Source organism: Acidovorax sp. GW823-FHT01C06 (assembly GCF_058798375.1).
This window is the reverse complement of sequence record NZ_JBXAKN010000003.1, coordinates 411,494-435,139: the sequence shown is the minus strand read 5'-3', so window position 1 is coordinate 435,139 and position 23,646 is coordinate 411,494. Positions and strand designations below refer to the sequence as shown.

General features: G+C 62.5%; 17 protein-coding genes and 1 pseudogene. 9 read left to right on the top strand and 9 right to left on the bottom strand.

Features of this window, described 5'->3' with window-relative positions:
* Positions 1–19 precede the first annotated feature (19 nt).
* The 4 genes and pseudogenes from AC1RCS_RS10145 (at position 20) to AC1RCS_RS10130 (ending at position 7,273) form a co-directional block, all read left to right on the top strand.
* Positions 20–3,280: a type I restriction endonuclease subunit R gene (locus tag AC1RCS_RS10145; protein ID WP_492244955.1), complete on the top strand. Its 3,261-nt coding sequence runs from the start codon at positions 20–22 to the stop codon at positions 3,278–3,280.
* A gap of 336 nt (positions 3,281–3,616) precedes the next feature.
* Positions 3,617–4,579 (top strand): annotated as a pseudogene (locus AC1RCS_RS10140) (methyl-accepting chemotaxis protein); the annotation flags it as partial.
* Positions 4,553–5,611 carry a substrate-binding periplasmic protein gene (locus tag AC1RCS_RS10135; RefSeq protein ID WP_492245004.1) on the top strand — a complete coding sequence of 353 codons (1,059 nt, stop codon included), beginning with the start codon at positions 4,553–4,555 and terminating at the stop codon, positions 5,609–5,611. The pseudogene AC1RCS_RS10140 and the gene AC1RCS_RS10135, both read left to right, overlap by 27 nt.
* Positions 5,612–5,851: 240 nt before the next feature.
* A complete protein-coding gene (locus tag AC1RCS_RS10130; RefSeq protein WP_492244954.1) occupies positions 5,852–7,273 on the top strand; it encodes an aspartate kinase in 1,422 nt (473 codons plus the stop codon).
* Positions 7,274–7,358: 85 nt separating this feature from the next.
* Here the strand turns inward: AC1RCS_RS10130 and AC1RCS_RS10125 are convergent, their stop codons facing one another.
* From AC1RCS_RS10125 to AC1RCS_RS10095, 7 genes are all read right to left on the bottom strand, one after another.
* Positions 7,359–8,714, bottom strand: a complete 1,356-nt coding sequence (locus tag AC1RCS_RS10125; RefSeq protein WP_492244953.1) for a four-carbon acid sugar kinase family protein — start codon at positions 8,712–8,714, stop codon at positions 7,359–7,361.
* A 3-nt stretch (positions 8,715–8,717) separates the two neighbouring features.
* On the bottom strand, positions 8,718–9,995 hold the full coding sequence (locus AC1RCS_RS10120; protein ID WP_492244952.1) for a ribulose-bisphosphate carboxylase large subunit family protein: 1,278 nt from the start codon (positions 9,993–9,995) through the stop codon (positions 8,718–8,720).
* Positions 9,996–10,079: 84 nt separating this feature from the next.
* Entirely contained in the window at positions 10,080–10,622 is a 543-nt protein-coding gene (locus AC1RCS_RS10115) for a VOC family protein (protein WP_436131918.1), read from the bottom strand.
* A 93-nt stretch (positions 10,623–10,715) separates the two neighbouring features.
* Entirely contained in the window at positions 10,716–11,513 is a 798-nt protein-coding gene (locus AC1RCS_RS10110) for a transporter substrate-binding domain-containing protein (protein ID WP_492244951.1), read from the bottom strand.
* A 56-nt stretch (positions 11,514–11,569) separates the two neighbouring features.
* Positions 11,570–12,373 carry an amino acid ABC transporter ATP-binding protein gene (locus AC1RCS_RS10105; RefSeq protein WP_492244950.1) on the bottom strand — a complete coding sequence of 268 codons (804 nt, stop codon included), beginning with the start codon at positions 12,371–12,373 and terminating at the stop codon, positions 11,570–11,572.
* Between the two features lie 14 nt (positions 12,374–12,387).
* Positions 12,388–13,077 (bottom strand): amino acid ABC transporter permease, encoded by a 690-nt coding sequence (locus AC1RCS_RS10100; RefSeq protein WP_492244949.1) that lies wholly within the window; start codon positions 13,075–13,077, stop codon positions 12,388–12,390.
* Positions 13,074–13,757, bottom strand: a complete 684-nt coding sequence (locus AC1RCS_RS10095; protein WP_492244948.1) for an amino acid ABC transporter permease — start codon at positions 13,755–13,757, stop codon at positions 13,074–13,076. The genes AC1RCS_RS10100 and AC1RCS_RS10095 overlap by 4 nt, the downstream gene beginning before the upstream one ends.
* A 269-nt stretch (positions 13,758–14,026) precedes the next feature.
* On the opposite strand from AC1RCS_RS10095, the gene AC1RCS_RS10090 reads away from it, so the two are divergent.
* The 3 genes from AC1RCS_RS10090 to AC1RCS_RS10080 all read left to right on the top strand — a co-directional run bounded on the left by AC1RCS_RS10090 (position 14,027) and on the right by AC1RCS_RS10080 (position 17,419).
* Positions 14,027–15,094: a LacI family DNA-binding transcriptional regulator gene (locus AC1RCS_RS10090; protein ID WP_492244947.1), complete on the top strand. Its 1,068-nt coding sequence runs from the start codon at positions 14,027–14,029 to the stop codon at positions 15,092–15,094.
* Between the two features lie 175 nt (positions 15,095–15,269).
* Positions 15,270–16,550: an AAA family ATPase gene (locus tag AC1RCS_RS10085; RefSeq protein ID WP_492244946.1), complete on the top strand. Its 1,281-nt coding sequence runs from the start codon at positions 15,270–15,272 to the stop codon at positions 16,548–16,550.
* 2 nt (positions 16,551–16,552) lie between these two features.
* Positions 16,553–17,419, top strand: coding sequence for a hypothetical protein (locus tag AC1RCS_RS10080; protein ID WP_492244945.1), 867 nt, complete (start codon positions 16,553–16,555; stop codon positions 17,417–17,419).
* Positions 17,420–17,809: 390 nt separating this feature from the next.
* Here AC1RCS_RS10080 and AC1RCS_RS10075 read toward each other — a convergent pair whose 3' ends face one another.
* Together AC1RCS_RS10075 and AC1RCS_RS10070 are read right to left on the bottom strand one after the other, a co-directional pair.
* Positions 17,810–19,315, bottom strand: coding sequence for a TIGR01777 family oxidoreductase (locus AC1RCS_RS10075; RefSeq protein ID WP_492244944.1), 1,506 nt, complete (start codon positions 19,313–19,315; stop codon positions 17,810–17,812).
* 11 nt (positions 19,316–19,326) lie between these two features.
* Complete coding sequence (locus tag AC1RCS_RS10070; protein ID WP_492244943.1) at positions 19,327–20,061, bottom strand: DUF4166 domain-containing protein; 735 nt, start codon at positions 20,059–20,061, stop codon at positions 19,327–19,329.
* A gap of 187 nt (positions 20,062–20,248) precedes the next feature.
* Here AC1RCS_RS10070 and AC1RCS_RS10065 point away from each other — a divergent pair, with 187 nt between their 5' ends.
* On the top strand, positions 20,249–22,132 hold the full coding sequence (locus tag AC1RCS_RS10065) for a sensor histidine kinase (protein ID WP_492244942.1): 1,884 nt from the start codon (positions 20,249–20,251) through the stop codon (positions 22,130–22,132).
* Complete coding sequence (locus AC1RCS_RS10060; protein ID WP_492244941.1) at positions 22,129–23,580, top strand: sigma-54-dependent transcriptional regulator; 1,452 nt, start codon at positions 22,129–22,131, stop codon at positions 23,578–23,580. Before AC1RCS_RS10065 ends, AC1RCS_RS10060 begins: the two co-directional genes overlap by 4 nt.
* Positions 23,581–23,646 lie beyond the last annotated feature (66 nt).

The following is a 23,646-nucleotide window of genomic DNA, read 5'->3' as shown; positions in this document are numbered from 1 at the left end:
ACCCACATAGCCCCCAGCCATGAGCGACCCAGCCACCGAACGCATCTTTCAAGACGACATCATTCGCCAGCTGCTCGCTAATGGCTGGTTGCTGGGCTCGCCAGACAAGTACCACCGCGAACTGGCCCTGTACCCCGAGGATGCGCTCGGTTTTGTGCAGGCGACGCAAGACGCGCAGTGGCAAAGGTTTTGCGCCAACCACCCCAAGGATGCGGAGCAGAAGTTTTTGCAGCTTGTGGCTACGCAACTGGGCAAGGCCGACCCGAACGCCACGCATAAAGACAGCCGCACCTTTGGCACGCTGGGCGTGTTGCGCCACGAGCTGCGCGACCGCAATGCGCGCCTGTCGCTGTGCCAGTTCAAGCCCGAGCACGACCTGAACCCGGAAACGCTGGCCCGCTACGCCAAAAACCGCCTGCGCGTGGTGCCGGAGCTGGGGTACAGCCCGTGGTGTACCGATGCCTGTTTCGCGGAGACAGGCGCCAAGGCCAAGGCGTGGCGCATTGACCTGGTGTTGTTCGTCAACGGCGTGCCGGTGGCTACGCTGGAGCTAAAGAGCGAGTTCAAGCAGGCGGTGGACCGCGCTGTGCGGCAGTACAAAACCACGCGCCTGCCCGTGGACCCGGTGGCCAAAAAGCCGGAGCCACTGCTGACCTTCAAGCGCGGGGCGCTGGTGCACTTTGCTGTGAGCCAGTACGAAGTGCACATGGCGACAAAGCTGGAGGGGGAGAGCACGTACTTTCTGCCCTTCAACAAAGGCACGGCAGACGGCGGCGCGGGCAACGATGTGCCGCAGGACATCCACCGTTATGCCACCGATTACCTGTGGAATGAGGTGCTGCTGCCAGACAACCTGCTTAACATCCTGGCCCGCTTTGTGCACTTGCAAATTGAGGACAAGGAAGACTGGGAAGGCCGCAAGTACAAGAAGGAAAGCCTGATCTTCCCGCGCTACCACCAGTGGGACGTTGTGGGCAAGCTGCTGGCTGCAGCGCGCAGCGAGGGGCCGGGGCAGAAGTACCTGATTCAGCACAGCGCGGGCTCGGGCAAGTCCAACTCCATTGCCTGGGTGGCGCACCAGATCTCGGCGCTGTACAAGGCTGACGGCAAAAAGCAGTTTGACTCGGTGATTGTGGTGACGGACCGCACGGTGCTCGATGCGCAGTTGCAAGACACGATCTACCAGTTTGAGCACACCGATGGCGTGGTGGGGCGCATCAACAACAAGGAAGGTGATGGCTCCAAGTCTGAAAAGCTAGCTGCGGCTTTGGAGTCTGCCCAGCCCATCATCATCGTCACCATCCAGACTTTTCCGTTTGTGTTGAAGGCGATTGAAAACAGCGTGAGCTTGAAAGACCGCTGCTACGCCATCATTGCGGACGAGGCGCATTCGTCGCAAAGCGGCTCCACGGCGCGGCAGCTCAAAGAGGTGCTGATGAAAGACGCTGGGCAAGAGGATGACGAGCTGGATAGCGACGACATCATTGCCGCCACGGTGGCGTCGCGCCGCGCATCGGGCAACCTGAGCTACTTTGCTTTTACCGCCACACCCAAGGCCAAGACGCTGGAGCTGTTTGGCCGCGTGCCGCGCCCGGACGAGGTGCCTTCCGCCACCAACAAGCCAGCGGCGTTCCACGTGTACAGCATGCGGCAGGCGATTGAGGAGGGCTTCATCCTCGATGTGTTGAAGAACTACACCAACTACAAGGTGGCTTACAAGCTGGCCTTGAAGGTGCAGGACGCCGATGCAGAGGTGGAAAGCAAGCGCGCCAAGGTGAAGCTGAACCAATGGGTGCGCCTGCATGACCACAACATTGCCCAGAAGGTGATGGTGATCGTGGAGCACTTCAAAGACAACGTGATGGGCTTGCTGGGCGGGCAGGCCAAGGCCATGGTGGTGACCAGCTCGCGCAAGGAGGCGGTGCGCTACAAGCAGTGTTTCGATAAGTACATAACGGAGAAGGGCTACCAGAAGATTCACGCCATGGTGGCGTTTTCGGGTGAGGTGGAGTTCACCGACAAAGACCCGGCTGCGGCGGGCCAGATCGGCGAGAAGTTCACCGAGACGAATATGAACCCGAACCTCAAGGGCCGCGACATGCGCAAGGCTTTCGATTCCGACGACTACCAGGTGATGATCGTCGCCAACAAGTTCCAGACCGGGTTTGACCAGCCCAAGCTGTGCGCTATGTATGTGGACAAGAAGCTGGTCGGGGTGGAGTGCGTGCAGACGCTGTCGCGCCTGAACCGCACCTACCCCAACAAGGCCGAGACGGGCACCTATGTGTTGGACTTCTTCAATGAGTCGGATGAGATTCTGGAGGCGTTTCAGCCGTACTACCAGACGGCGGAGCTGCTGGATGTGTCGGACCCGAACCTGATCTTTGTGCTGCAGGACAAGCTACGGGCAGGGGGCATTTTTACGTGGCAGGAGGTGGAGCAGTTCTGCGCGGCGTTTTATGTGAAGAACAAGAGCAACGCGGCCATTGCCAACATTTGCAAGCCGGCGGTGCAACGCTGGCAGCTGCGCTACAAATCAGCGGTGGAGGCGTTCAAGATCGCCAAGGACATGTTTGAACGCACCCAGAAGACGGGCGATGCCGTACTGATTGCGAACGCCGAGAAAAGCCTGAAGGAATGCCAGAAGGAAAAGGACGCGCTGGAAATCTTCAAGAAAGACCTGGGCACCTTTGTGCGGTTTTACGAGTTCATGTCGCAGATCGTGGATTACGACGATACCGACTTGGAAAAGCTGAGCCTGTACGCCCGCAACCTGCGGCCCATGCTGCGCGAAACTTTGCTGGACGAAGATGACATTGACCTGGGCAACGTGGTGCTGAGCCACTACCGCGTGGCCAAGATACGCCAGCAGGATCTGGTGCTGAAAGAAAACAGCGCTGACTACAAGCTGGAGCCCGGCGAAGGCTTGGGCACGGCTAAGCCGCAGGACAAGAAGGAAGAGTTTCTGTCGCAGATCATCCACCGCCTGAACGAGGTGTTTGTGACCGACCAGCTCACCGACAAGGACATGGTGAACTACGCTTACACCATCCGCGACAAGGTGGGCGAGAACGCCAAGGTGATGAAGCAGATCGAGAACAACTCGCCCGAACAGGCCATGCTGGGCGACTTCTCCAAGGCGATAGACGACGCCATCATGGACAGCAGCGAAGCCCACCAGAACCAGATGATGCAGTTGCTGGCCGACCCAGGCAAAGCGGCCAACTTTGCGCGGGTTGTGTTTGATCTGCTGGTGCAGGGGCAGGCCAAGAACTATTGATGTTTAGAGATTGATGCCAGAGGTGCTGCGGCCCATCGGCATGGCGGCGGAGATGGCGCATGGCAGCTGCACGGCCAGGCCACCGCTGAAGAAGCGAGCAAACCCTCCATCTAGGTTGGTACTGATTCAGTAGCTGGCTGCGTAGATTCCGAAAGGGCTGCGCGGCTTTTTTATTGAATTACGCGCGGGCGGTCAGTTCACAGGACTGCGGATGCTGCGTGGTTTGGCCAAGCCGGGGGGCATGCAAGGGCAACCCGGCGACTGTGACCTTTTGTTACTGTGGGCATCAACTTTGCTAAGGGTTCACTACGAATCACTCTTTTGGTGAGACCCTGCATGAAACAGAAAGCCTCGTTAGGTTCATATTTCTTCGTCTGGGGCCTTGTTTGCGCGTCCAGCTTCGTGGTGCTGGCTGCCAGCGCCTGGAGCTTGCACAGTGATCTGCAAATGGCTCCCAGGGCCTCGGATGCAGCTTGGCAACGCTTGATGTGGCTTCTGTTGGCTGCGGCGGTGCTTGTGGGCATCGCCCTGGTTCGTCTGCACCGGTCTGTAGCCCGGCAGTTTGGTGGCAGCCCCGGCGCATTGAGCGAACACATCGCCCAATTGAGCGCTGGCCAATTGACGGCCTCCACCGCGACGCAGACATCCGAAGCCAGCAGCGCCCTGGCGGCAATTCATGCGCTGCGTGACTCGTTGGCCGAGAAAATCGGGCTCATCCGGCAAGAGGCCGAAACTGTCGCCCATGAATCGGTCACGTTCTCGTCCAACAACCTGGATCTGGCCACCAATATGTCGCAGCAGACCGAATTGCTGCAGCAAAGCAGATCTCACATCGGTAGTCTGCTCGACACGGTCAAACAAGCGGGAAGCAGGACCGCAGACTCTCAAAAGTCGGTGCGTTTTGCATCCGACATTGCGACCCGAGGCAATGAGGTGGTCAGCAAGATGACCAACACCATGGATGCCCTGAGTGAATCCTCGGGAAAGATCGAGGAGATCATTGGTGTCATTGATGGCATTGCATTCCAGACCAACATCCTGGCGCTCAATGCGGCGGTGGAAGCGGCACGCGCGGGCGAGCAGGGCAAGGGTTTCGCTGTGGTGGCTTCAGAGGTGCGCACGCTGGCCCAGCGCTCCGCCAGCGCAGCCAAAGAGATCAAGACCCTGATTGCGGGCTCTGTGGAGAGGATTGCGCAGTCTGCCAAGCTGGCCGACCAGGTGGCCAACTCCATGGACGAGATCAACGCCAGCTCGCAGCAAGTCACCCAGATCATGGAAGAGATAGCTGCGGTCACCCAGCAGCAGGAGCGCGATATTGCCCAGTTGAGCAGCTCGCTGGACCACCTGGATGCCGTGACCGAACGGTATGCCGGACTCCTGCACGATGCCAGCGTGCATGCGGAAACCTTGCAGACCCGGGCCGCCCGGCTGCGCTACGCAGCAGCCGCCTTCCAGGTCGCAGATCTTCCTCCGGCCAATGCGCTGCCAGAGCTGCCCATCGCGCGGGCCAGCGAGAAGCAGGTAGTGCGGCCCAGTACAGCCCTGCGCATTCGGCAAGGCACCAAGGCCTCTGCCGGGCAGCTAGGCCACAGCGTACAGCTCATCGTCGGCACGGCGCACGAACCCCCTCTGAACTACACCGATGCCGCCAACAAGCACGACGCGAGCGGTGCGGATGTCAAAGGCTTTTCCCCCGATGTAGTGCGTGAGATTCTGGCCCGAACCGGGCATCAGGCAGAGGTGCGTATCACCTCCTGGGAGCGCAGTTATTCTGCGCTGCAGACCGAGCCCAATGCCGTGCTGTTCACCATGGCGCGCACACCCAGCCGCGAAAACCAGTTCCACTGGGTCGGCCCGCTGGTTCACAGCAACGCTGTGCTGTTTGTCAAAAAAGGGAGCGGCGTCACCGTCAAGAGCCTGTACGAGGCGCGCAAGCTGCCCAGCATTGCGGTCATCAAGGGGGATTCCAAAGAAGAGTTTCTCAAAAGCAAGGATTTCCAGAACCTGGATTACTCACCCGACTGGGCTACCGCGTTTCGCAAGTTGCTGGACGGCAAAGTCACAGCGTTGGTCATGACCGACATGGATCTGCCCACCAGCGCTCGCGATGCGGGTCTGAACCCGGCCGATTTCGAGCCGGTCTACGAACTCTTTGTGAATCGCCTGTACATAGGCATGTCCAAGCGTACCGATCAGGCGGTGGTGCGCAGCTGGCAAGAAGCGCTGGACGCCATGAAGCGTGATGGCAGCTTCAACCGTCTGGCAGAACAGTGGTCAAGACATTGGGGCGCGCAATGGGTGGTGCGCGACGGAGCCGTGCAAGCGCAATGAGTTGGCCCGGCGTTACTTGACGCGTTCCATCGGACTCGCGCTGCGGCAGCGGCGCTGACCACGTGGGAGCGTGATGACACGGCTTTACAAGGGTTGGACGGTGTGGTGCGGCCCAGCACAGACGGCCGATGATCGGGCACGCTTCCAATATGGGCGAAAATAGGGGGTTTTCCGTCGTCAGTCCCCGCCGGTCATCGGCTCGGCCCGGCCTGTTCTTCTACTGCTCCTTTTTGCTTGTCCATGCAAGACGTAACTTCCCCCAAGATCTCTGTCGAGAAGATCGGCGGCACCTCCATGACCGCCTTTGGCGATGTGCTGCGCCACATCATGCTGCACGATCCCAAGCGCATCTATGGCCGGATCTATGTGGTGTCCGCCTACTCGGGCGTGACGAACCAGTTGCTGGAGCACAAGAAGACGGGCGAGCGCGGCATCTATGCCCTGTTTGCAGAGGGCAAGGGCTACCAGGACGCCCTGACCCAGCTGGCCGCCAGCCTGAAAAAGCTGAACGCGGGCTACGCCGACCTGGGCCTGCCGCTGGATGTGGCCGATGCCTTCATCGACCAGCGTATTGGCCAGGCGCGTGAGTACCTGAACGCCATGCAGCACGTGCTCGCCAGCGGCTACTTGAGCCGCAAGGATGTGCTGCTGGCCGCGCGCGAGGTGCTGGCCTCCATTGGCGAGTCGCACAGCGCGTTCAACTCGGTCGAGATCCTCAAGGCCAGTGGCGTCAACGCCATCCTGATGGACCTGGCCGGTTTTGACGACAACGAAGCCTGGACCATTGACGAGCGCATCGCGCAGAGCTTCAAGGGACTGGATCTGAGCGACAAGGTGGTGGTGGCCACCGGCTACACCAAGGGCACCGAAGGCATCATGCGCGAGTTTGACCGCGGCTATTCCGAGGTCACGTTCAGCAAGATCGCCGTGGAAGTGCGCCCCGCCGAGGCCGTGATCCACAAGGAATTTCACCTGTCGTCCGCCGACCCCAACCTCGTGGGCCTGGAAAACGCCATCGTGGTGGGCGCCACCAACTACGACGTGGCCGACCAACTGGCCGACGTGGGCATGGAAGCCATCCACCCCAAGGCCGCCAAGCCCATGGAGCTGGCCGGCATCCCCATCCGCCTGAAGAACACGTTCGAGCCCGACCACCCCGGCACGCTGATCACCAAGGACTTCGTGGGCGAGCGCGCGCGCGTGGAGATCGTGACCGGCACCGACAAGGTCACGCTGATCGAGATCCACGACCCCAGCATGGTGGGCACGGTGGGCTTTGATGCGGGCCTGATGAACGTGTTCTGCAAGCACGATGTGAGCTACATCCTGAAGGCGACCAACGCCAACTCCATCGCACACCTGGTGTGGGACAACCAGGTCACCCCCGAACTGGTGGCGGAGCTGCAGGAGGACTACCAGATCGTGACGATCAAGCCCAGCGCGATCGTGTGCACCATCGGCTCCAACATCGGCATCCCTGGCGTGCTGGCCAAGGCCGCGCAGGCGCTGGCCGATGCGCGGGTCAACGTGAACTGCGTGTCCCAGACCCTGCGGCAGGTGAACATGCAGTTCGTGATCGAGCGCGAGGACTACAAGACGGCCATCAAGGCGCTGAACCTGGCGCTGTGCGTGAACTCAGGCACTCCGGTTCCGCGCGTGTGAAGAAATTGCGGCAGGCGCGCCTGCCGCAATGCCTTTTCATAAGGAGCCCGCCTTGCGCGGGCTTTTTGTCGCCTGGATGTCTCCGTCAGGCGGTGCCGAGCAGCCTTTCGAACAGATCCGTTCCGCCCATCTGCCCGCCCTTGAGCATCAACTCGAGCCCGTGGCGCGACGGGTCTGCACTGTGTGCGCTGCTCAGCGTGACCCCGGGGCATACCGCGGTTTTGTACGACAGCCCCCACAGTTGCAGCGCCTGGACTGCGTGGCTTGACGTGTCACCGCCAGCGATGCCGATGCGGCGCAGTGGCGCGCCGCGTTCTGCGCGGGCTTGCACCACGCGGGCGATCAGATGGGCGCTGGCCTGGGCGACATCGGTGGAAGAGGCCGCAGCGGCCAGCGGCGCGCCGTCCGTGGGACCGGTGAAGGCCAGCACGTTCTCTCCGTTCTGCAGCCCCGCGCAGATGGCGTCTCGCAGACCCTGGGCGTAGGCCGTGTCGCTGCACAGCCGTTGGGCGTCCACTGCGATGCGGTGGTATGCGGTGGCGGCCTGCACCTGCGCGGCGGTCAGGGGGGACAAGCTGCCCGCCCAGGCCAACACCGGCCCGTCGGCGGGCGCCAGCGGCGCAGCGGCCGTGGACGCCGGCTTGCCCCAGTGGGCGACCAGCGCCTGGGCCACGGCGCTGGAGCCCACGGCCAGCAACCGGGCGTGTTGGGACTGCTGCCACAGCAGGCGGCCCACGGTGGCCAGCTGGCCGGGCGTGGTCAGGTCCAGCAAGGTCGGCGCCATGGCGTGGGACGCTGCGCCATGCGCCAGCAAGGCCTGCAGGGCGGCGTCCAGGGCGCCAGTGGTGGTGGTGTCGGTGTCGTTGGTGGCGTCGTACAGCGGGTAGTGCAGGGCGGTGATGCCATCGAGCCCCTGGCGCGCCAGATGGAGCCGGAGATCGGCCTCACCCATGGGTGTGACCGGGTGCTGTCGCATGGTGGGATGCCGGTCGATGCGGTGCACGGCGCCGCCCGTGCCCGCCGCAGCGAACAGGTTGCTGAACGCGCAATAGCGCCCCAGGCTGGGCTGCCCGCCCACGATGGGCACCCAGCGGTTGTTCACGAACGGGTGCAGGGTCTGAATGCCGCAAGCGATGTTGCCGACATGCGGGGCGCTGTCGAAGGTGGAGCACACCTTGTAGTGCAGCACCGGCGGCGCCAGCTTGTCGAAGAAGCGGCCTACAGCCGACATCTCGGCCCGCATGGCCTCTGGAGGCATGGCGCGCGCGGCACCAGCAATGCCCACCGCATCCAGCGGCCCGGCGGCGGCCAGGGCCTCGGCGCTGGGCACGCCCATGAACAGCATCGACCGCAGCCCGGCCTGGGCCAGCACGGCCAGCGTGTCGGTGGCGCCTGTGAAGTCGTCGCCGTACCAGCCGTACAGAGGGGCCGTCGTCGTCATCGTTTATTTCTTGCCGAAGAATTCGATCGCGCGGCGCAGCTCGGATGCCTGGGTGGCGCGCTGTGCCAGGGTCTCGCCCTTTTGCACCGCGTCCCACGCCTGCTGCAGGCTGGCCACGCCAGCGGCGGGGCCGTCCGGGTGCGCCAGGATGCCGCCGCCGGACATGAACAGCAGGTCGTTGGACTGGATGCTGTCCCACGTGGCGGGCACGGTGCCGGCCCACTGGCCGTTGGAGAAGGCGGGCAACACGCGGTCGTCCAGCCCATCACACAGCGGGGCCAGCGTGTCGTGGGCCGACTCGATCACTTCTTCGTCGGTCTGCGAAAACTTGCCCTGCAGGCCATGCACATGCATGTGGTCCACACCGGCCAGGCGCCACAGCGTCTGCCAGGCGTTGAACGAAAAGCCCAGCAGCGGGTGGCGCGACAGGGCGCCGTAGCCGTTGCGGTGGCCGTGCAGCGCCAGCGGGGTGTGGCGCCGCAGGGTTTGCACGGCCGAGTAGCCGCACCAGTTCAGGCTGACCATCACACAGCTGCCCCCTTCGGCCGCAATCAGGTCGGCGTGGCGGCGCATGGCGTCGGTCTCGTCGGTGATGTTGAAGGCCACCATCACCAGCTTGCCGGTCTTGTCCTGGTGGGCGCGCACACGGCGCATCACGGCCTTGACGCGGTCGGCCAGCGGCGCGTGCACCGGGTTGGCGCAGACCTCGTCGTCCTTGATGAAGTCCACCCCCGCAGCGCACAGGCGGCCGGCCAGGTCGCCGGTTTCTTCGGCCGACAAGCCCACGTTGGGTTTGATGATGGTGCCGATGAGCGGGCGGCCCTGCACGCCGGTCAGCGCACGGGTGCCGGCGATGCCGTGGCGGGGCATGTCGAACTGGGCGCGGTAGGCGCTGGGCAGTTTCATCGACTCCAGGCGCAGGCCGGTGACTTCGCCCAGGTCGTACAGGTTGCCCGACACCGTGGCGGCCAGCGTGGGCAGGTTGGGGCCGATGTTGTCGCACGGAAAGCTCACGCGCAGTCGGGCCCGCTGCCAGGTCTGCGGCGTGTCGAACATGCCGCGCCGCTGCATCCACCCGTTGGGCAGCGAGGGTGCGGGCGCCACGTCCAGCAGCTCCACCGACTCGACCGTGGCGCGCGCACGTTCGCGCAGTGCGTCGGTCTCGCCCTCGACCCGGGTGAAGGTGCCGCACGACTGTTCGCCTGCCAGCACTTCGGCCACGTGGGCCGGGTCCAGCGGGGTTTCGATCAGGTAGGTGGCTTCAAAGCGGTCTGGGGACATGGTGGGTGAACTACTGTTTTGATAGCTGCTAGCGCTTATGTGTCAAGCGCTAGGTGCCAATTTGGCTTGAAATTCAGGCCTTCTTTAGATCTTGGAGAGATCCGGAAACGGCCGCACCGGGTCCGTCGTGCCGTCCCAGGTCTCCGACTCCGAACGGATCAGGTCGAACATGCGGCCCTTGGGGCCCGCCACTTCCGACAGCTCGATCACCGTGCCGGGGTGGTATTCGGTGTCGAAGTAGACAAAGCGGCCTTTTTCGCCCACCTCGCCGCTCATCACCGTCTTGAAGCCCTGGGCAGTCAAACGCGCCAGGTCGGCGTCGTAGTCGCTCGTCCAGTACGCAACGTGCTGCAGCCCGGTGCGCCCGGCCTGCAGAAAGTCGCGGTACATCGACGGCACGTCGTTGCGCGTCTGGATCAGCTCGACCTGCACATAGCCCGAGTTGGCCAGCGCCACCGAGTTGTGCGGCTCGTAGCGCTCGCCCTTGTACACGTAGTTCTTGATCGGGACCTTGGGGTTGTAGAACCAAGGGCCCACGCCCAGGGTCTTGCTCCAGTAGTCCATGGCGGCTTCGATGTCGTGGACCACATAGCCAAGTTGGCGGATGGCGCCGAAATGACGGCTCATAAGAATTTCCTTTGGTGGTGATGCGTCAGGGCAGGGCGCAGCTGGGCGGGGCCCATCAGGCGCCGCCCCGGGTTGCAGGCTTGCTTTATTTACTTACTTGGCGCCGTCGATGATTTCTTTGGGGATCGGCACGCCCGCGTACTTCACATGGATGTCGTTGAGCTTGCCGTTGGCCAGGTTGGTCTTGATCCAGCCGTTCACGGCGGCCATCAGCTCGGGTTGGCCTTTGCGCATGGCCACGCCCAGCTGGTACGACTGCAGGATGAACTTGGTCTCAAAGTCGCGCGACGGGTTCTTCTTGGCGATGGCCGCAATGATCGGCGGCGTGATGGCCACGATGTCGGCCTGGCCGGTGGCGGCGGCAGTGATGGAGGCGGACTCGTCGTCAAACCGCACCACTTTGGCCTGCGGTGCGCGTTCGGTCAGGATCTTGTCTTGCGGGCCGCCACGGGTTACGGCCACGGTCTTGCCCGCCAGGTCTTCGATGCTGGTGAGCTTGAGGCTCTTGGGCGCGCCCACCGCGGCCTGGATGGCGCCGTAGGGGATGGAGAAGTCCACCGCCTTCTGGCGCTCGGGCGTGATCGACAGCGACGAGATGATCAGGTCCACCTTGTTGGACAGCAGGTTGGGGATGCGCGCGGAGTTGGTGGTGTTCACGATCTCCAGCGTCAGGCCCAGGTCCTTGGCCAGCAGCTCGGCGGCTTCCACGTCCGAGCCCACGGGCTTCATCTTGTCGTCCACAAACCCGTAGAACGGCGCGCCAAAGTCGATGCCCACGCGCAGCTTGCCGGCGGACTTGATGTCGGCCAGCTCGGCCATGGCGGGCACGCACAGGGCGGCGGCGCCCACGGCCAGCAAGGTGCGGCGGAGGATGAGGGAAGCAGCGGTCATGGTGGTTGTCTCCTGGTGGTTTTTGAATCGGAAATCGAAAAGGGCAGGCCTGAAACTCAGAGCCCGTGAGAAAGAAAGTCGCGCAGCTCGGCGGTCTGCGGGTCCTTGAGCATGTCGCCCGGCCCCGTCTCCCACACCTTGCCTTCGTGCATGTAGATGATGGTGTCGGCCACACGGGCGGCAAACTCCATTTCGTGGGTCACCAGCACCATGGTCATGCCGCCCTGGGCCAGGGCTTCGATCACGCGCAAGACCTCGCCGGTGAGCTGCGGGTCTAGGGCAGAGGTCACCTCGTCAAACAGCATCACCTGCGGCTCCATCGCCAGCGACCGGGCAATCGCCACGCGCTGCTGCTGCCCGCCCGAGAGCTGCTCGGGGTAGGCCTGCGCCTTATCGGCCAGGCCCACCTGCTGCAGCGTGCGGGCGGCAATCTCGCGCGCCTTGGCCGTGGGCAGGTTCTTCACGGCCTTGGGGGCCAGCGTGATGTTCTGCTCCACCGTCAGGTGCGGGAAGAGGTTGTAGCTCTGGAACACGATGCCCACGTCCTGGCGCAACTGGCGCAGGTCGATGGCCGGGTCATGCACCGCGTGGCCGCAGACGTTGATGGTGCCGCTGTCGATGATCTCCAGCCGGTCGATGCAGCGCAGCGCCGTGCTCTTGCCCGACCCGCTCTTGCCGATGATGGCCACCACCTGGCCCTTGGGAATGGCAAACGACACGCCCTTGAGCACCTGGTTGCTGCCAAAGCTCTTGTGCACGTCTCTCAGTTCGACCACGGGCTGCCGTTGTTGTCGTTGTTCTTGTGCAGACAGAGCAGCTTGCGCAAAGGGGTGCACAGCTGCGTCTTGGGCGAGGTTCATGGTGTCGTCTCGTTTCATGCGGTGGTCACAGAGGGAGTGGCTGTGCCACGGGTGTTTCCAAACTGCTGGCGCTGCTCCAGCTTGCGGCTCCAGACCGACAGCGGATAGCACATCGCAAAGTAGACGATGGCGATCAGCAGGTACACGGTGAAGGGCTGAAAGATCGAGTTGTTGATGAGCTGCCCGGCACGCACCAGCTCGATGAACCCCACGATGGATGCCAGCGAGGTGTTCTTGACGATCTGCACCATGAAGCCCACCGTGGGCGGCGTGGCAATGCGCACTGCCTGCGGCAGCACCACCAGCCGCATGCGCTGGGTGCGCGACAGGGCCAGGCATTCGGCCGCCTCCCACTGCGTGCGCGGCACCGACTCGATGCACCCGCGCCATATCTCGCCCAGATAGGCGCTGACGTAAACGATCATCGCGATGCTGGCCGCCACGATGGCGGGCAGCTCCAAGCCCGCAATGGACAGGCCGAAGTAACACAAGAACAGAACCACCAGCAGCGGCGTGCCCTGGATGATCTGAATCCACGCAATGGTCACCCAGCGCACGGCCTTGATCGGGCTGACGCGGCACAGCGCAATCACGCCCCCGGCCAGGCCGCCGCCCACAAAGGCAATCAGCGACAGGCCGATGGTCCACAGCGCGCCCCACATCAGGTACTGCAGGTGATAGGAGTTGAGGCCACCGTCGATCATTTGGCGCTCCCCAGTTTGCGTTGGCGCGTGAACACGATTTGCCCAAACACCCACAGCCCCAGCCGCATCAGCAGTGACAGCGCCAGGTACGCCACCGCCACCAGGATGTAAGCCTCAAACGGGCGGAAGGTCTCGGACTGCACCCGCGCCGCCACGGCCGTGAGTTCCTCCACCGAGATCTGCGAGGTGATGGACGACGCCAGCATCAGCAGCACGAACTGGCTGGTGAGCGCCGGGTACACCTTTTCCATCGCCGGGCGCAGCACCACGTGCCAGTACACCTGCCGGCGCGTCAGGCCCAGGCACTCGGCCGCCTCGATCTGGCCCTTGTGGATCGAATCCATCCCCGCCCGCATGATTTCGCAGGTGTAGGCCGCCACGTTGATCACCAGCGTCACCAGCGCCGCAGCAAACGCCGACACCTTGAAGCCCAGGCTGGCCAGGCCAAAGAACACCAGAAACACCTGCACCAGCAGCGGCGTGTTGCGCAGCACCTCCACATACGCACCGCAGGCCCGCACCAGCCAGCGCCGGTCGCTGCGCCGGCCAATGGCCAGCAGCGTGCCGCCCACAAAACCAATCACGGTGGCCGGGAAGGACAGCAGGATGGTCATCCACGCCCCTTCCAGAAACTGGGCCCAGTTGGCCAGCACGCTGGCAAAGTCGAACTCGTACGTCATGAGCGGGGCAGCGGTGCGCGTCAGTCAGCGGGTGCTGGCGCGGCGGCCAAACACTGGCGGCTTGCCCCGTGGGCACAGGTGAACGAGAGCGGAAATACCAGGCATGTCTTTGTCTCCTGTGTGATCGGCTTGGCAAGCGTGCCAGCCGTCACAACTTAGGGTTTGTACTGATGGGTTCTGATGCCTTTCAGCATCGAACGCCGAGTGATAGTATCCGCAGAATCCATCAAATACCAGCAAGCTGGATGATGGTTTTTGATTGAATTTACATGGCCCAAACTCCGCCCAACCCCAGCAGTCCCCGCAGCCCGCGCATCCCCGACATCGCCCAGCTGTCCGGCGTCTCCACCGCCACGGTCGATAGGGTGCTGAACCAGCGGTCGGGCGTGCGCAACGCCACCGCGCAGCGGGTGCTGCAGGCCGCAGCCACCCTGGGCTACCTGCCGCAGGCGGAGCTGCACGCAGCACTGCAGCCGCAGCCCTTGCGCCTGATGGTGCTGATCCCCGAGGGCAGCAACCGCTTTCTGCAAATGCTGGGCGACGTGATCGGCTACGCCCAAGACCACTGGGCCCCGTTCAATGTGCGCTGCCAGGCGGCGTACATCGAGAGCTTCAACCCCGACGCGCTGGCCAAAGCGCTGCTGCACTACGGCAAGCGCTGCGACGGCATCGCCTTCATGGCGCTGGAGCACCCCGTGGTGCGCGAGGCCGTGGCCCAGCTGGCAGAGCAGGGCGTGCCCACCGTCACGCTGATCTCGGATCTATCCAACTCGCGCCGCGTGGCCTACGTGGGCCTGGACAACCGCGCCGCAGGCCGCACCGCAGCCTATCTGATCGCGCGCTTCATGGGCCCCCTGGCCCACAGCCGCAAGGCGCATGTGGCGATGATTGTGGGATCACTGCGCTACCGCGCCCACGAGGAGCGCGAGGCAGGCTTTTTGCACCTGTTTGAAGAGCAGTTCCCCCTGGTGCAAGTGGTGGGCGTGCGCGAAGGCCAGGACGACGCCGAACGCAACTACCGCCAGGCTCGCGCGCTGCTGGAGCAGCACGACGACCTGGCAGGCATCTACAACATCGGCGGCGGGGCCGAAGGCATCGGACGAGCGCTGAAAGAAGCCGGTGCAGACCGCAAGATCGTGTTCATCGGCCACGGCCTCACGCCGGATACGCGTGCGTTGCTGATTGACGGGACGATGGATGCCGTGATCACGCAGAACCCTCAGGGCGCGGTGATGAACTGTGTGCGGATCTTTGCCAATCTGCGGGATGGGCGGGAGCCGACGAGTGGGGTGGAGACGACGCGGAGTCAGGTGATTTTTCGGGAGAATTTGCCGTAGGGGCGGTGGACAATGCGGTTTAGCTGACACTGAAAAAATGCAGTGACTTTCGGAATTTGGTTTTTTGATACGCATCAGCTTTGCACGCTAAGACTTTTGCTACAGGAGGCAATCGGGCTATCTGTAACTCTTCTCAGGTATCGTACGATATGAATAGAAAAAATTTAGGCGCATCATGACCAATCACATCAGCGAAGTAACTATCACAGGCCTCTGGGGGCGGGATGTCCCAGTCCAAATGCCGCTCAGGCAAAACTTCAATTTTATTATTGGAAAGAACGGCACAGGCAAGACCACCGTTATAAATCTGATCGCCGCCGTTCTAATGGCCGACTTCGAAAAGCTCGATAAAATAATATTCAATAAGGTTCTAATAAAATTGCGACCAATGAAAGGTCGCGCGAGGCCAAGCATCGAAGTTGTTAAAACGCCCAAGAATGATCTGCCTTATTCTGATATTTCATTTAAGGTGAAACTTGCAGCCGATAGAGTAATAGAATTCGATTTGGATGCTTTTGCTGAAGAGCGTTCTTATAGGGGGGTGCCAAATAGATTTATGCGGGAACGTGCATACCGTGATAAATTTCTATTTGTGCAGAGACAGCTTCAAGAGATAGTGAATGTTACTTGGCTGTCGGTATATCGTGGCACAGAAGACAGAGAGCGTGAAGAGCGAAAATATCAATCTTCAGTTGATCAGAAGTTGGCTAGTTTGAATATCGAATTGGTTAAGTATTTTACCAAGCTCTCTACGAATTTTGATGAGAAAACAAAAGAGTTTCAAAGAACCAGTTTTCTTGCATTGACTCAAGTAGAGAAAATGACAAATATTCGAACTTTCATGAAAAGTATAGATATAGAGCATGAGAGGGCCGCACTGACGTCTATATTCAAACTGCTTGGAGTGGAGCGGCAACAGTACGAAGCCAAACTTTCTGATACTCTGCAACGATTCACCAAGGCGAAGGAAAAATTCTTGGGTGATTCGGGAATGACCTTGGAGGAATTTTTCTTTATTTTCAATGCTTATCGCACGCACTCTCTGGTGGAATTGTATGAAAATCTCCAAAAACAGAGCGCCGATATTTTTGGGCCGCGCCAAGTTTTTTTAGAGGTTATTAATGGACTTCTCAATCCAAGAAAACATGCCTCGCTTTCTGCAACAAATGAACTTCTAATAACTGCAGGAAAGAATTTTAAACCGATTCTTCTTGATGAGTTATCTTCAGGTGAAAAGCAATTGCTAATTATTTTGGGCCAGGCACTTCTTCAGGAAGGAATGACTGCAATTTATATTGCAGACGAGCCAGAAATATCTTTGCACGTTGAATGGCAGGAGCAAATAACTTCCGCTATTGAACGACTCAATCCAAATGCCCAAATTGTTTTTGCGACTCACTCTCCTGATATTGTGGGGCGTCATAGTGAATGCATTATCGACATGGAGCAGATGTAGAGATGACGTTTACCAGATCTGCCTCCGGGCTTGCAAACTATTCGCATTTTCATGGAGTGCAAATAATAGTATTCACTGAGGGGAAGGAAATGCCTAGTGCTAATCCTGGACTAGTGGATGATCAGATATTTTATGGGGCTGTCCTTTCACATGCATTGCCAGGAGCAAGTTTCAAAATCAAGTGTGTAGGAAATAAGTCAAACGCGTTAGATTATGCGGGAAATATTCTAAAAAACAAAATTAAAAATCAAATTGTTTTTGTGGATCGTGATCTGAATGGCGTTACTCATTCGAATATTCCTATGAAGTGTGTTGTGCAGACTTCAGGTTATAGTTGGGAAAATGATCTCTGGACTTTAAATGCCTTGAAGCGTTTGGTGGCGGACTTGACGCACTCAATACCTGTGGATCTGGAGGTTAGATTGTCTCGATTGGAAAATAGACTGCGAAAATTATTTATTTTAGATGCTGGACTACAGGTGCATGACGTCGCATTGCTGAGTAAAAAATCCGAAACTGGAGGCATTGGTTTTTGCTTCTCAGCCCCGCATCCCGTGCCACTAATGGAGATAAAAAGGATTTTTGGTAAATATCGGTTATTACCCGCCTTCTCTTGCCCTGTTTCAGCTGCGACGATCATCTTGGCGAAGACTGTTGATCCTCAACGGGTTGTTCAAGGACATATTTGGAGCAATGCCGTACGTGGCCTGTTGATTCAAATTTACAGAGAACAGACGAGGGACACGGCACCTAGTAAGCGAGTATTGCTGAATCTCGCTCTTACCGCTCTGAAGGCGAATGTTTCAGACATCCTTGGAATTCGGGTTGCCAATCACTATAGAGATTCAGTGCAAACCGCTTTGTTGTAACAAAGGCACTTCAGCGCTCCTCGCAGAATTGATGCGGGTTGCAACAGCGGAAATTGCAGTATTGGTTCTCAGCTTTCACTACTTGCCCGCCAAGCCGTCTCTCCCCTGGAGTCATGCTCAATGCACTGTCCCCGGGAACGTTGCATCAGCACAGCGCGGTTTTTCTTGATCGCTTTTAGCGATGCTGACAAACACCACTGGTACAAATCTTGTCCATAAACGCGAAGCCGACCTTTCGGGTTCTTCGCCCACCTGATCAACAAAAATTCAGCCAAATGGCTGGGAGGTGCCCCACGCCCGGCGCGAGTGCCACGCATTGAACTGAACAACCAAATGCTCCTTTTTGATAGCTACAAGCGTCTTATCAATAAGGTCGAGAACAGGTTTTGACTAGTATTTTCCGAATGCAAAAACTGCTTTTGACCTTTCATTCCCCGAAAGGTCTTCCAGCGCACCACGCAGCTTCGGATGCACAAAGCGGTAGCAATTTGCCATCGCCGCACTCGGCACGGCGTTCTGCCCGTCCAGCAGCAGCGTAGACATTTCTCCCAGCATGACCCGCAATGGCAGCTTCGGCATGCGCAGCCAAGCACGCCTACCAAACGATGCGGCCAGGGCCTGCGCAAACGTGGCCTGCATCACCGCATCAGGCGCCACGGCATTGACGGGGCCTTGCAGGGTTTGGTGCGCCATCGCAAACCGCACCAGCCCCACCGCGTCGGCCAGATGAATCCACGGCGCAGGTTGGCGACCATGCCCCAGCACAGCACCCAGGCCCATGCGGGCGGCCAGCGCTTGCATCGGGTACGCGCCACCACCATGCCCTAGCACCACCCCAAACCGCATGCGCACCACCCGCACGCCCAGCGCTTCGGCGCGGCGCGCCTCGTGTTCGATGGCCGCGCACAGGTCGGACTGGAACTCACCCGGGCGGGGTGGGGCAGTTTCGTCCAGCGGCTCCATCGAGGCATTCGGCGATGCGCCGTAGAAGCCCACGGCCGACGCGCTGACCAGCACGCGCGGTGCCTTGTGCAGGCGCCGCATCAGGTTGACGACGGCCACGGTGGTGTCCACACGGCTGGCCAGCAGTTGGCGTCTGCGCGCCTGGGTCCACGGCATGCCCAGCACGCGGGCGCCTGCCAGGTTGACCACTGCGTCGATGGTCGTTTCAGAGGGGATGGCGTCCAGCGTGTCCACCACCCACACGCCAGGGCCAAAGCTGGCGCGGGCCTGCAGGGCGTCGCGGGTCAACACGATCACCCGCTGGCCGTCGCGCACCAGGTCGGCCACCAGGGCGCTGCCCACGAATCCGGTGGCACCGGTCACCAGCGTGGCTGGCTGGGATCGCATGCCATGGGGGTGTACGGCACTGGGCTGTGGTGTTGGCGGTGCTGTGCGGTAGAGCTTGATGGCCGCCAGCACGTTGCGCACGCTCCAGGCCCACACGCCGATGGCATACGCCGTGAACAGCCACGACACCCAGCCGTGCGGCGCCAGCACCATGCCGGTGGGTTGCTGCACCCAGGCCCAGAGCACGGGGCCGATCAGGCCCAGGAAGAGGCCGTAGCTGATGGTCAGCACGGTGTGCAGCACGCGTTCGAACGGCGGCAGGCGGCGGGTGCGGTCTTCTTCCAGAAAGTCGGCCAGGGTGATGCCCAGCTCGACCAGCAGCAGGGCCGCCAGCACGGCGGCAAAGGCGCCGCGCCATTCAAACCAGGCCAGGCCGACAAAGACGACGCCGTAGATGGCCTCGCGTGCGGCGTGCAGCGCCAGTTCATACCGTGCCGAGGTGCGCTGCGGCAACCGGGCCTGCAGTTCGTGGTGCCACAGGTTGTCGAAGGCTCCCAGCGCGGCCTGGATGGAGAGCAGCGAAAAGATCGTGTTAATGGCGGTCATGGTGTTTGCCTTCAGTGTGACGATGAATCGATGCCGACGGGTGTGCTGGAGTACTCGGTCGTGGTGTCGACCACGGGGTCGGTGAACACGCCGGACTGGTGGAAGGTCTCGCCCCACAGGGGGTGCACCATGCTCAGCGTGAAGCGGAACTGGCCCCCGCCCAGGTCAGTGTGGGCCACGCGGCATGTGCCAGGCGTGAGCAGGGTCGGCACGGGGATGCGCAGGCCCGCCACCACCCACCAGAAGCGGCGGCTGCGGAACACCAGCGCGCCGTCTTCTTCCAGCACGTCCAGCGACATGGCCAGGCCGCCGTCGGTGCGCTCCAGCAGGATGCCGTCGGCGCCCAGCTCCTTGGTGGACCGCACCGTGCGGTCTGTGCCGGTGTGCTTGCCGGTGTCGTTGGTGGCGCCCGTGCCGGTGTGAAAGCACCGCTCCCACACCACACTGCCGCGCCCGTTGTGGCTGACGTGCACGGTGGCGGGCAGGGCGGTGGTGTGGATGTGGGTCAGCGGGCCGCCCCAGGGCCGGGTCAGCGCGGCGTAGATGTGGCCGATGAGCGAGCAGCGCAGGTCCAGGTGGCCGTGGTAGCTCACGTCGGCGTGGGCGGTGCCAAAGCGGCGTTGCACGGCGGCGGGCAGGCGTGCCCAGGCGGCAGCGCCGGCCAGGGCTTGCAGGTCGAGCACCGGGGCAGGGTGGGCAGGGGTGGTGGCGCAGTGGCGGGGCGCTGGGGTGAAAAGGGCAAACATGGCGGGCTTTGCAAGAGTGGCGGTTGCACTCTCTATTGCGAAACCCGGGCCAGCCTCGGCGGCCGCTGCAAGTGCTTGATTTCATTGAAATTTGATGTGCGACCTGCATACTTGGTTTACAGTGCACGCAGCCCCCACCGTCAACGCCAGGAACAGGTCACCCCATGATCACCACCACCGTCTGCGCATGCTGATCCACGCCGTCCTCGGGTTTTCTGTGCTCGAAACGCTGGTGCTGGCAGCCCTGCTGCTGGCCTGGGCCGACCGCGTGGCGGGGGCCCGCCTGTTGGCGGCTTTTTTGATCGGCATCTCGCTGTGGATGGTGGGCAACGAGCTGCCCAACTGGCTGGGGCCTGTGACCGAACCAGTGGCGATGCGCTTGCTGGCTACCGCGCCGTTCACCTCTGCGCTGTTCTTTCATTTCTGCACGGTGTTTTGCCGGGTGGACCTGGGGCGCTGGGGCGTTGCGGTGGCCTATGCGCTGGGCGCGACTGCGTCGGTGGTTTCCATCATCCTGGTGCCGGGGCACTTGATCCCCCACCGCGACATTGGCTTGATTGCGGTGGCCGACCCGGTCGGCACCATCGCCAGCATGGCCTGGGTCATTCTGGGCATTGGCGGTGTGGCCGTGCTGCTGCTGGCCTTGCTGCGCGCGCGCAGGGCTGGCGACGGGCAGAAGTTTCGGCAGATTGCCGCCGTCACCGCGTCGTGCCTGTGGGGCCTACTGTGCCTGGCGGGCTACGGCATTGCGGTGCTGGATTTGCCGATCTACCCGTTTCCGCTGCTGGGCCTTCCGCTGTACTCGTTGATTCTGGTCTACGGCATCTTGCGTTACGGCGTGTTTGTGGCCAACGCTTGGGCGCGCCGCGCGCTGGTATGGGCGCTGCTGTTGGCGCTGGGGGCGGTGGTGCTGGCGCTCACGCCGCTGCTGCCGTTTGAGTCGCGCTGGCTGGGCGGTCTGGCGGTGGCGGCCAGTGTGCTGGCACTCAACGGCCCGGTGCGCCGCGTGGCCGAGCGGCTGGTCTACCCGGGGGGCGAGGTGTCGGTTGCTGACCTGGGTGCCTGGCGCAGCGCGCTGCTGTCGGCCGAAACGCCCGAGGCGCTGGCGCAGCAGGCCGCCACGCTGCTGAGTGCGCGCATTGGCACGCAGGTGGAGGTGCAGATTGGCGCTCCGACCGCGTCAACAACACCCTCAACGTCATCAGCGCCATCAACGCCATCCGGGAGCATCCCGCAACTGTTGTGCAACCCGGGCGAGCAAGGCTGGCACACCACACTGCAGGGCTGGGACGCCGCCCCCCCCGGGCCGCGCCATGTGGCCGAGCTGTTTGGCACGGTGGTGGCCGAGGCGGCGGCGCGCGTAGAGCAGGCTCAGCAGTTTGCCGCCCGCGAACGCGAGCGCCAGTTGCAGGCGCGGCTGGCCGAGCTGGGTGCGCTGGCCGCCACGGTGGCGCACGACATCCGCAACCCGCTCAACATCATCTCGATGGCCGTTGCCGCTGCGCCCGGCGAGACGCGGCGCGAGGTGGCCGACCAGGTGGCGCGCATTGCCAACCTGACGCACGACCTGCTGGACTTTGCCAAGCCCTGGAAGCTGGCGCCCCGCGAGCTCGACCTGGCCGCCCACGTGCGCAATGCAGCCCAGCGATTGCCCGATGTGAGCCTGGGCGCGGGTCTGGCCCAGCCGCTGGTGCTGCAGGCGGACCCCCGGCGCGTGGACCAGGTGCTGACCAATTTGCTGGAGAACGCGCGCATCGCGATGGCGTCCGAGGCCGATGGCGTTGAATCTGCGCCAGCAACACACAGCCCCGTGCACATCGACGCGGAAACCACCGACAACGCCGTGCTGCTGCACATCTGCGACGCCGGCCCCGGCGTGCCCGATGAAATCCGCAGCCGCCTGTTCGAGCCTTTTGCATCGCGCAGCCCCGGTGGCACCGGGCTGGGCCTGGCCATCGTGGCCCGCATCATGGCCGCACATGGTGGCTCGGTGGCGCTCACCGAACGGCCGCCGTGGAGCACGTGTTTCACGCTGCGCTTTCCTTTGACGACGACGCAACGACTGCCATGACCGCCAACATCACAGACAACGCAGCCGACGCCCCACCGGATGCAGGGCAGGACGCCACGCCAGCAGGCGAGCCGCAGAACGGCCATGTGCTGCTGGTTGACGATGAGGCAGCTTTTCAGCGGCTGGGCGGTGCCTTTTTGCGCAACCTGGGCCACACCGTCACGCTGGCGGGCGATGGCGACCAGGCCCTGGCCGCGTTTGCCAAACAGCAGCCCGAGCTGGTGCTGCTGGACCTGGCCATGCCGCCGCACATGGACCCAGAGATCGGCCTGGAGCTGATCCCGCGTTTTGCGCGCGTGCCGGTGGTGGTGCTGACCGGCCATGGCGACCACGCGCTGGCCCTGCGCGCCACCGAGCTGGGCGCCTGGGACTTTCTGACCAAGCCCATCGACCCGGACATGCTGCGGTTTGTGGTGGCGCGCGGGCTGCGCAAGGCGCGGCTGGATGCCGAACTGGCCGCCTTGCGCGCAGGGCAGTCGCTGGACGATCTGGGCATGGTGGGGCAGGCGGCGGCCACGGTGCAACTGCGCGCCCTGGTGCGCCGCGTGGCCCCCACGCATGTCAGCGTTCTGGTGCTGGGTCCCACGGGCACCGGCAAAGAACTGGTGGCCCGCGCCTTGCACGCCTGCAGCGCCCGCCGCAGCGAGGCCTTTGTCGCCATCCACTGCGGCGCCCTGTCGGCCGAGCTGCTGGAGAGCGAGCTTTTCGGCCACATGAAGGGCAGCTTCACCGGCGCCTACCGCGACCAGCCCGGCCTGGTGGAGGCCGCGCATGGCGGCACGCTGTTTCTGGACGAGGTGGGCGAGATGCCGCCGCCCATGCAGGTCAAGCTACTGCGCTTTCTGCAAGAGGGCACTTTTGTGCCCGTGGGCGGCCGTGTGCCCAAGCGCGCCGACACCCGCGTGGTGGCGGCCACCCACCGCGATTTGGAATCGATGGTGCGCGACGGGTCCTTCCGCGAAGACCTGTTCTACCGCCTCAAAGGCGTGGTGCTGCGCACCCCGTCGCTGGCCGAGCGGCCCGCCGACATCCCGCTGCTGGCCACGCGGTTTCTGCACCGCGTGGCGCACCGTGCCAGCCTGTCGGCCAGCGCCCTGGCGTGGCTGATGGCGCGCGAGTGGCCGGGCAACGTGCGCGAGCTCAAGGCCGTGGTGGAGTCCGCCGGGGCCCTGCTAGTGCCCGAGCAGCGCGAGGTGGACGCCGAGCTGCTGCAACTGGCCAGCGGCGATATGCCCGACGTGAGCGACACCGCAGCGAACCTCAAAACCACCCCGCAGGCCCCGCCCGGCAGCACCGGCCCGCTGGACGCCGCGCTGATGGAGCTGGAAGTGCGCATGGTGCGCGACACCATGGCGGCGGTGGCGGGCAATCAGTCGGAGGCAGCGCGGCGGCTGGGCATCTCGCGGGTGGGGTTGATCAAGAAGCTGACGCGGCTGGGGTTGAAGTAAGCCCGCGAGCCTGACCACAGGCACTTTTGCGGCCTGGGTACTGACTGGCGGGAGGATCTCGCCCCT